Here is a 9,830-nt window from a genome sequence, read left to right on the forward strand (position 1 = left end):
TATCTGACAATAAAAATGGACTCTGTGTAATGACGACTTCTTCTGTTTCGTCCCGGCAAAATAGTGCTGCGGTGGAAAACGATGAGATCGATCTGGGGCGCCTGCTGGGCTACCTGATCGATGGCCGTTGGTGGATTGTGTGTATCACCGGCTTCTTTATGATGATGGGTGTTGCTTACGCCTTGCTGGCGACACCAGTCTTCAAGGCCAACGCCCTGCTGCAAGTGGAAAAAAAGGCCAGCGGCACCGCTCTTCTCGGTGACATGGCCGATGTGCTGGGTGGCGAACAGGCTGATGCCGCCGCTGAGATAGAACTTTTGACCTCGCGCATGGTGCTTGGCCGCACGGTACAAGAGCTCCACCTTGATACTGTGGTGACCCCCGATTTCTTCCCGCTGGTTGGCCGCGGTGTGTCTCGCCTGATGGGCCAGCCCTATCCCAGGATGGCGATTAGTCGTTTTGAGGTGGCATCCGAGCTGATTGGTACTTCCTTCACTTTGATCTTGACCGGAGAAAACCGTTTTACCTTGGAGGTGAAAGGCCGGGTGCTGGAAGGTCAGGTGGGTAAATTGCTTCAGAACGAAGATGTAACACTGCTCTTGTCTGATGTGGCCGCTTATGAGGGGCAAGTTTTCACGTTGGCCAAAAAGCCTGTACTTGATGTGATTGCCGAATTACAAAGTGGTCTCCAAGTTAGCGAGAAGGGCAAGAATACCGGGATCATCTCCCTGGCGCTGGAAGGGGAAGACAAGGGGCGCATTCGTGCTGTGCTCGATAATATCAGTCAGAACTATCTCCAGCAGAACGTGCTGCGCAAGACCGAAGAAGCCCAGAAGAGCCTGGATTTCCTGCAGACCCATCTGCCCCAGGTCAAAGATGACTTGAACCGTTCGGAAGAACTGCTCAATACGTATCGTCAACAGAACGAGTCGGTTGATCTGTCGCTCGAAGCGAAAGCGGCACTGGACACCATGGTCGGGATTGAGAAACAGCTCAATGAGTTGACCTTCCGTGAAGCCGAGCTGCAACAGCTCTATACCCGTCAGCATCCGGCCTATATCGCGTTGATGGAGAAGCGCCAGACTCTGATCAACACCAAGAACAACATCAACAAGTCGATCAAGCGCCTGCCGAAAACCCAGCAGGACATCTTGCGATTGACCCGTGATGTGCAAGTGGGCCAGGAGATCTTCGTCCAGCTGCTTAACAAGCAGCAAGAGCTCAATATCATGAAGGCGGGGACCATCGGTAATGTGCGTATCATCGATGATGCGGCAGTCGAAACCCGGGCTGTCAAGCCGAAGAAGCCGCTGATCGTGGTGCTGGCGACGCTGCTTGGAGGCATGTTGTCAGTGGGCCTTATCCTGGTGCGCGCTGCATTCCACCGGGGGGTCGAGAGCCCCGAACAGTTGGAAGAGATGGGGCTGTCCGTCTACGCCACTATTCCCTATTCCGAAGATCAGGCCAAGATAGAGCAGCAGAAGAAGAAAGGTCGAAAAGCGATGGCTCTCAATGAAGCCTTGCTGGCCGCCCGTAATCCGGCCGACCTGGCGATGGAGTCGCTGCGCAGTCTGCGTACCAGCCTGCATTTCGCCATGATGGAGGCCAAAAACAACATCGTCATGATCTCGGGTCCTGGCCCTGGTCTCGGTAAAACCTTCGTATCGACCAACTTTGCTGCCACCTTGGCCATGGGGGGCAAGAAGGTACTGGTCATCGATGCGGACTTGCGCAAGGGCTATATGCAAAAAGTCATGGGGCAAGAGATGGGGGCTGGCTTGAGCGCCTATCTGGCGGGTCAAAGCGAGATGATGCAGGTGATCAGCAAGACTGGCTTTGACGGGCTCGATTTTGTTTGTCGTGGCGCAGTGCCACCTAACCCCTCAGAATTGCTGATGCATCCTCGCTTCAAAGCGCTGCTGGATTGGGCCGCCGAACATTACGACTTTGTCATCGTCGACTCCCCGCCGATCCTGGCGGTCACCGATGCGGCCATCGTCGGTCAGCATGTGGGGGCGTCCTTGCTGGTGGCACGCTTTGCCCAGACAGCGGTGAAAGAGGTGGAAGTGGCGATTCGTCGCTTCGAGCAAAATGGTGTAGTGATCAAGGGTATTCTGCTCAACGCGGTAGAAAAGAAAGCCAGCAGTTATTACGGCAATTACGGATATTATCAATATAGCTATGGTGATAAAACCAAAGCCTGATCCTGCTGCAGATAATCGATAAGGGATTGGTAATATTCAGGGAGGCGAAATCGTAGGTTCAATCGATGCCTCCTTTGAGTAATACTAGATAAGGCTGAGGGGTTCCACTCAGTGTTATGTTTTAGCTGTGTCAACAAAAAGGAAGATAAGATGAAAAAGAGTGCGTTTGTTTTGGCTGCGCTGCTGGCTGTTTCTGCTAATGCCATGGCTGCAGAAGAAGCTGCTGGTGCTGCTGGTACTGGCGCGGGTGGCGGTGCTGCCGGTGCTGGCGCTGCTGCTGCTGCTGCCGGGGTGACTACTACCGTCGTTGCCGTGGGTGCTGCTGCTGCACTGGTGACCGCTGTTGCTGTGTCTGAATCCAACAGCCGCAACAACAACAACAACACTACCACCTCAACCCGATAATATTCAACAAGGCTGCTCTGTTTGAGCAGCCTTGTTTTCTTCTTATCCCTCATGGATGGTGTATTGCGCGTGGCACAGTATTTATCTTATTTCCCCTCCCGATTATTGGCATGGTCAGCCACGTTCTTATTGGCTGGCTGCAGCACTTCGACCCATCAGACGATCGAGACTCTGGGTTATGTGTTCAACAAGCCTGATGATATTGTACTGACCTCATCCGAGCTGAGATCGCTACCCTATGCGAGTGCCTATATCAAGGTGGGCGATCTTCCCCAGGCGTTGGTTGTACTGGCATATGTCAATGGTCCGCGCATGTCATGGATGAGCGCCGATGGTGTGATGTTTGTGACTCAGCATGGGCGCTTGATTAAAACAGTGGGTTTGCCAAATGATTTGCGCTATCTGGGGAGTCTGGATAAGGATCCGCTGAAGACTTCCCGGTTAGACAAGACACCCTCAATGGTGTGGTATAGTGTCGCTGAGTGGTCGAAAAAATACACCAGTGGCTATCCCTTGAGTATGCATTACACGCAGTTGGGGAATGAGGTTCTGAATATTATGGACCGCCCCTATAAAACGACGATTGTAGAAGAGCATGTCGTTACCGCCCCGAATGAAGAGCGATGGCTGAATCATTTCTGGATCGATGAGCAGACAGGTCAAGTTCGTAAATTCCAGCAGCAATTAGGCCCTTCCTTGCCAATGATCGAAATGACATTCCTTAAGCCCTATTCATCATGAAAATAATATATAGCTTATTGCTCGCAACCTTGGGGGCTGCCCCTGTTATGGCAGATGTGTCCGTGTCTGTTTGGTGGCAAGGTCAACCGACAGCAACAATGACTCATCCCCAGTCCATGCTGTTGAGTGACGCGTTGTTAAACTCGGCAGTCTCTCAGTACGATAATTATTGGCCTGTCGCTCATATTTCTACTCCTGCGCGCCAAAAAGACATTGAGTATCAACAGCAAGCCGTGCTGAAGGATCTCAGCTTGCTGGCAACGTACTGGCAGCAGCATGATGAAGCTGAACTCGCCCATGCCGCTTTACAGTTGAATCAACAGTTGCAGCAGTTGCATTTGACAGGGCGTTTCGAATTGCCTGTGGATCCGGATATCAGCCTGGCGCCCTCAGGTGCCAACCCCGTATTGCAGGGGGATTATCAGCTGTATCTTGCCCCTCGCCGTTCGCAAATCTATCTGGCTGGCTTAATTGCTCACCCTAGTGAGGCCCCGGTTTTGCCTGCGGCAGGGCTGAGAGAGTACTGGAAAAAGCTGGATCGCTTGTCCGGAAGTGATGACACCGGCGCGTATCTGATTTCCCCCAGTGGCAAATCTGAGTGGATCCCCGTTGCCATCTGGAATGAACGCCATGTCGAAGCCATGCCTGGTGCCACTCTGTTTGTCGGTTTTGCTCCGAGTGTGCTGCCTGAGCAATATAAAGACTTGAATACACGCATGTTGACGTTGTTAGCGAATCGGATGCCCAAATGACCTATCCAAGACTCTCACTGATTGCCCTGCTGGTATCCTTTGCAACACACGCTGATGCCGACATTTTTGAACCGTTAGGCCCATCACAAAGTGACTTCGGCGGCGTTGGCTTGCTGCAAATGCCAACCGCCAGAATGGCCAAGACGGGTGAATTCAGTGTCAATTATGTTGATAATGAACAGTACCGTCGCTGGTCTATGTCAGTGCAGCCGTTCGACTGGCTTGAAGCCACTTTGCGTTATACCGACGTAAGAACTCGTCTTTATAACGCGAATCCCGACTTCAGTGGCGACCAGACTTACAAAGACAAGGGCATGGATGTCAAAGTCAGGTTGCTGGAAGAGTCTACCTGGATCCCGAATCTCTCTATGGGTTTTCGTGACCTGATGGGGACCGGGCTGTTTGACAGTGAGTACATTGTCGGCAGCAAGCGTGTTGGCCCGTTTGATTTCACCCTTGGTATGGGCTGGGGAAATATGGGGGAGAGCGGGAACATTACCAATCCTTTTTGCGAGTGGAAAAATGATTGGTGTTCACGAGATAATGGTTATTCCAGCGGTGGTGGCAAATTTGAAACAAAAAATATGTTCCACGGTAATGCTGCCTTGTTTGGGGGTGTTGAATACCAGACACCTTGGCAGCCACTTCGCCTGAAGCTGGAATATGATGGCAATGATTACAGCAATGAATTTGCCGGGAAGATTGATCATTCATCTCCTATCAATATAGGTGCTGTTTATCGTCTTTTTGATTACATGGACACTCATCTTAGTTATCAGAGGGGAAATACTCTGATGTGGGGTGTTACTCTTCGGACCAACTTTAATGATTTACGTCAGAATCATTTAGATGAGCCTCGCCCTGTGTATATCGCTGAAAAGGCCCCGATAGACTCGTCACACGTTGATTGGCCTGTCATGGCAGGACAGTTTGAAAGCAATGCTGGTTGGAATACAGCATCACTTTATAGTGACCAGTCCACTGTAACCTTGCTGGGTCAACAGCACAAATATAGGGACCAGCAAGAAGCGATCGATCGTACTGCTCTGGTTGCGATTAATCATCTGCCTGACACTGTCGAAGAGTTGAGAGTCATTGAGCGCCAGCGAGATTTCCAGTTGCAAGAGACGGTGATTGATCTCGACTCTGTGCGAAAGGCGAACCAGCCCCAGGTTCTTGGGCAGGAGGCAGTGGTAGAAGAGCATCAAAAAGTACCTGCTCCTGTTCAGGGAACGCTCCGTTACCAATCTGAACCAGAGTGGTTCTCTTATTCATTTGACCCGGCCCTGACGCAATCTTTTGGTGGTCCTGAATCATTTTATATGTATCAGATAGGCATTAATGCCAACAGTGAGCTGCGTCTTTCCGATAAGGATTGGTTACAGGGTACGTTGTTCTTCAATATTGCGAACAATTACGACAAATTTAATTACAAAACACCACCTGCCGACACGGATGCGTTACCGAGAGTACGCACTTGGGTGAGAGAGTATGTCGACTCTTCCAATATTCTGCTGAACAACCTCCAGTTAACACATATGGAGCAACTTGGTCAGGAGTGGTACGGCCAGGCATACGGCGGCTATCTGGAAATGATGTACGCCGGTGTCGGGGGAGAGGTGCTTTATCGTCCTTTCGGTCAGTCATGGGCTCTGGGTTTGGATACCAACTGGGTCAAGCAGCGTGATTGGAACAACACCCTGAAGATGGCTGATTACGACGTTGCTACGGGTCACTTGACTGGCTATTGGCAGTTGCCTTTCATGGACAATGTCACTGCCAAGGTAGCTGTCGGGCGTTATCTGGCTGGTGACCTGGGGGCCACGTTTGATTTCTCCAAGCGCTTTGAGTCCGGGATTGTGATGGGAGCATACGCGACCTTGACGGATGTGTCGGCCGAAGAGTACGGGGAAGGCAGTTTTACCAAAGGCATCTATATTACAGTTCCCTTCGACTTGATGTTGATTCGTCCCACAACATCCAAGGGAACTATTGGATGGGTTCCTCTGACAAGAGATGGGGGGCAGATGCTTAGCCGAAGCCATACCTTGTATGACATGACTGAACGTCTGCCGTTGTAAGACTCTTCTCGGTATTGATTCGTTAGTCTAATGAGCCGTGATAGTGTTTTTACTGTCACGGCTTTTTTTATGCATGATGAGGCATAAATGGGAAGAGAGAGCAGTTTGGTTCAAAAGGTTTTTTGGGGAACATCAGTCTTGTACTGGTTGCTTGGCATGCATTTTTTCATGCACAACCCGGGCGGGGCAGGGCTCTATCTGCCGTTCAATGCCTGGGGCTGGATCTTCGCCAGCCTGGTGATGGCGCTGGGGCTGTGGCATGTGACCCTCAGCCAGCGACTGGTGGTCTCGCCGCTGCAGACGGCCCAGTGGCTGGGGGGCATCTTGTTGTTGCTACCCATGGCCTATCCGGGATTCGAGCTCAAGGACTATGCCATTCCCCGGCTGCTAGGGCTGTTTGCAGGCCTGCTGTTTCTGGCAAGCCTCTATCAGTGGCGATTCGGCCGCGAGGCGCGAGACAGGCTGCTCTATCTGCTGCTGGGGGCCGTTGCCATCGAGGCGCTGCTCGGCCTGGTGCAGTATTACCTGTTGGTGCCGGGCAACTGGATTGGGTATGACACCCAGGCCAACCGCCCCTATGGCATCTTCCAGCAACCCAACGTGATGGCGAGCTTCATGGCGACCGGCCTGTCACTGGCCATCTGGCTGGAGCTGCGCGGTGATGCCAACCCCTGGCTCAAGGGGTTGCGCTATGGGGTGATCCTGGCCACTTCCCTGCTGCTGGTCATCTTGCAATCGCGGGTCGGGCAACTGGGCGGCATGATGGCTCTCTTGTTGCTGTCTGCCCAGTTGGGTCGTGAGCGGCTGCTGGGCAGGATGCTCGCGCTGGTAGCGCTGGGCATCTTGACCGGGCTGGCTTCGCAATACCTGATGGCCGGAGCTAGACGAGGGCTCGAGATCTACCAATCAGGCGGCATGCGCTCCATCTATTGGCCCTACGCCGCCAAGCTGATTGCCCAGATGCCCTGGACCGGTTGGGGCTATGGCAGCTTCGAGTCGGTGTTTCTCCATCACTACATGGCCGACAAGGCGCTGAATCCGGCCATGGTTCAGATCGAGTACAACCTGGATCACCCCCACAACGAGTTTCTCTACTGGGCGGTGGAAGGGGGCCTGGCCCCCATGCTGGGCATGGTGCTGATGGGCGGTGCCCTGCTGTGGCGTCTGAGCCGGGCGGGCTGGGTCAAGGGCGCCGCCTTGCTTGCACTGGTGACCCCCATCTTGCTGCACACCCAGACCGAGTACCCCTTTTACCACGCCATCGCCCTGTGGTGGGCGCTGCTGCTGCTCCTGTATGCGATGGATGCGGAGGTGGAGGAGCAAGACCACGGCAACTGGCGCGACCATCTGTGCCGCCCCTGGTTGCTGCTGCGCTTCATGGCCATCGCCATTCCCCTGATCGTCATCCCCTTCATGCTGACCGCCCTGCATACCGCCTGGGTGGTGACCAAGTATGAGCGGGGCGGTTACAAGCAGCCTGCACTCCTGCTCGACATCGTCAACCCCATGGCCTGGCTGACCCGGGTGGAGTTCGACGTGAACGCGGTGCGCCTCATGGTCGGTCTGCAAGCCAACAACCAGGCGGAGCTTGAAGCCTACCTTGACTGGGGGCAGGCCTTCGTGCGCCATACCCCGAGGGCCAATATCTACGCCAACATGGTGATCGCCCTCAATGCCCTGGGGCGCTCGGCGGAGGCGGACAACCTGCGGGCAAGCGCCCTGATGCTCTATCCGGGTGAGCCTTTGCTCACCGTGTCGGCCGCAAGAAAGGTGGCCGCGACCCTGGAGCGAAAGCCCTCTTCGTGAGGGGCGTCTCAACCTGTCTACCATCACGGCCGCCTTTGCGGCCGTGATGGTTTTTGTGCCCGCCTCGTTGAAGGGGGGAGGGGGCTGGTTGCCAAAGAGGTTCCCGGCCATCCGTTCACCCGTCATTCCGCACCTGATTTTGCTATTTTCAGTGCTTGACGGCGATCGGCCGTTCTGATCTATTACTCTCTTTTGCAGGTAGATCATCATGGCCGCACCCGCTATCTCGATCCGTAACCTCGATCACCTTGGTTTGGTCGCCGCACTCTGCCAGGAACTGGGCATTGCCCGCATGATCGATGCCTTGCTCCCCAAAACCCCGCCTTTCAAGGTCTCACATGGTGAAGCCTTGGTCGCCATGATAGTGAACGGCCTCGGCTTTCACAGCAGCACCCTGCACATGTTCCCGCAATTCTTTGCTAACAAGCCGGTTGAGCGCCTGATTGGCCCCGGGATCTGTGCTGATGACCTCAATGATGATGTGCTCGGTCGCTGTCTCGATGCCCTCTTTGAGGCCGATGTCAGCGCCTTGTATCAGGTGATGGCGGCGCAAGTTGTCGAGCGGCTGGGGCTCAAAAGCACCGCAGTGCACCTCGATATTACCAGCTTCCACGTCGATGGCGCCTATGACTGTGCCGATGGGGATCTGGTCGGTAAGCTGCAACTGGTGCGTGGTTATAGTCGTGATCACCGGCCAGAGCTGAATCAAGTGATCCTTGAGCTCATCTGTGAAAATCAGGCCGGCCTACCTGTCTATATGCAGGCCCTGAGCGGCAATAGTAATGACACCAAAGCCTTTGCCCAGACCGTTCGTCGCCATTTGAGCAGTCTCAAGGCCGCGCAGGAGTGCCGTTATCTGGTCGGCGATGCCGCACTGTACTGCGCCGATACCTTGCAATTACTGGCGCAACAGCAGCAACTATTTGTGACCCGGGTGCCCGTCACTCTCAATGAGGCAAAGCAGGCCGTGGCAACCATAGGTGCACAACCGCTGACCGCTCTGGGCAATGGCTATCATGGCCGTTGGCAACACGCGAATTATGCCGGGGTCGCGCAACGTTGGTTGCTGGTGCGCAGCGAACAAGCCAGCCACCGCGAGCAGCAGACATTGGCCAAAAACCTGCTCAAAGACAGTACCCGCGAGCTCAAAGCCTTCGCCAAATTGTGTGCCCGACGCTTTGCTTGTGAGGCGGATGCCCAAGCTGAGTTGAGCTGTTTTACCGCCAGCTTGATGCTGCTGCAACTGGATGCCGAAGTGGTAGGTGAACCCGTTTATACAGGACGTGGCAGACCCAAGCGTGGCGAAGAGCCAATTGGCCATCAGTTTCAAATCACTGGGTTGGCGGCAACTAGCCTGGCTTGCGTTGAAGAGGCCCGCAACCAGACCGGGGTGTTCATCCTGGCGACCAATGACCACAGCGATACGCTGACCATGGCCGAACTTTTGGCCACCTATAAAGCGCAGCAGAATGTCGAACGGGGCTTTCGTTTTCTCAAGAGCCCGGAGTTTTTAACCTCCTCACTGTACCTGAAAAAGCCGGAGCGGATTGAAGCGTTGCTCATGGTGATGACCTGTAGCCTGATGATTTACGCAGCGTTGGAGCACCGGATCCGGCAGGGATTAGTGGAGCAGAATCGCAGTGTGGCGGATATGAAAAAGAAACCGACCCAGCAGCCGACGGCCCGTTGGATCTTTTTGCGCTTTGGTGGCATCCATGAATATCGACTGGGAGAAGCTCCGCCACAAGTAACGGAGCTAACAGGAGACCAGCAGATCATTTTGGAGGTATTGGGTGAGCGCTATCGGCAAATTTATTCCTAAATCAGGTGCGGAATGTCGG

6 protein-coding genes are annotated in these 9,830 nt (G+C 54.0%); all 6 read left to right on the plus strand.

Going from position 1 to position 9,830, the window contains the following annotated elements; all coding sequences use genetic code 11:
- Positions 1 to 29: 29 nt before the first annotated feature.
- Entirely contained in the window at positions 30 to 2,204 is a 2,175-nt protein-coding gene (locus AB5Y50_RS05285) for a polysaccharide biosynthesis tyrosine autokinase (protein ID WP_125117327.1), read from the plus strand.
- A 426-nt stretch (positions 2,205 to 2,630) separates the two neighbouring features.
- The gene (locus tag AB5Y50_RS05290; RefSeq protein WP_167292740.1) at positions 2,631 to 3,350 is read left to right on the plus strand and encodes a YjbF family lipoprotein; all 720 of its coding nucleotides are present in this window, start codon (positions 2,631 to 2,633) and stop codon (positions 3,348 to 3,350) included.
- A 47-nt stretch (positions 3,351 to 3,397) separates the two neighbouring features.
- Positions 3,398 to 4,102, plus strand: a complete 705-nt coding sequence (locus AB5Y50_RS05295) for a capsule biosynthesis GfcC D2 domain-containing protein (RefSeq protein ID WP_167292738.1) — start codon at positions 3,398 to 3,400, stop codon at positions 4,100 to 4,102.
- Entirely contained in the window at positions 4,099 to 6,183 is a 2,085-nt protein-coding gene (locus AB5Y50_RS05300) for a YjbH domain-containing protein (protein ID WP_323580121.1), read from the plus strand. The genes AB5Y50_RS05295 and AB5Y50_RS05300 overlap by 4 nt, the downstream gene beginning before the upstream one ends.
- 168 nt (positions 6,184 to 6,351) lie before the next feature.
- Positions 6,352 to 7,989 carry a Wzy polymerase domain-containing protein gene (locus AB5Y50_RS05305; RefSeq protein WP_368162436.1) on the plus strand — a complete coding sequence of 546 codons (1,638 nt, stop codon included), beginning with the start codon at positions 6,352 to 6,354 and terminating at the stop codon, positions 7,987 to 7,989.
- A gap of 208 nt (positions 7,990 to 8,197) precedes the next feature.
- Positions 8,198 to 9,811: an IS1634-like element ISAs25 family transposase gene (locus AB5Y50_RS05310; RefSeq protein ID WP_010674210.1), complete on the plus strand. Its 1,614-nt coding sequence runs from the start codon at positions 8,198 to 8,200 to the stop codon at positions 9,809 to 9,811.
- Positions 9,812 to 9,830 lie beyond the last annotated feature (19 nt).

The organism is Aeromonas sp. s6, assembly GCF_040907815.1.
In the GTDB taxonomy this organism is placed as follows: Bacteria; Pseudomonadota; Gammaproteobacteria; order Enterobacterales; family Aeromonadaceae; genus Aeromonas; species Aeromonas caviae.

Bases quoted from the DNA above. Each gene is read 5' to 3' on its own strand.
- AB5Y50_RS05285 (WP_125117327.1), top strand. From the start codon at position 30: ATGACGACTTCTTCTGTTTCGTCCCGGCAAAATAGTGCTGCGGTGGAA.
- AB5Y50_RS05295 (WP_167292738.1), top strand. From the start codon at position 3,398: ATGGCAGATGTGTCCGTGTCTGTTTGGTGGCAAGGTCAACCGACAGCA.
- AB5Y50_RS05300 (WP_323580121.1), top strand. From the start codon at position 4,099: ATGACCTATCCAAGACTCTCACTGATTGCCCTGCTGGTATCCTTTGCA.
- AB5Y50_RS05305 (WP_368162436.1), top strand. From the start codon at position 6,352: ATGCACAACCCGGGCGGGGCAGGGCTCTATCTGCCGTTCAATGCCTGG.
- AB5Y50_RS05310 (WP_010674210.1), top strand. From the start codon at position 8,198: ATGGCCGCACCCGCTATCTCGATCCGTAACCTCGATCACCTTGGTTTG.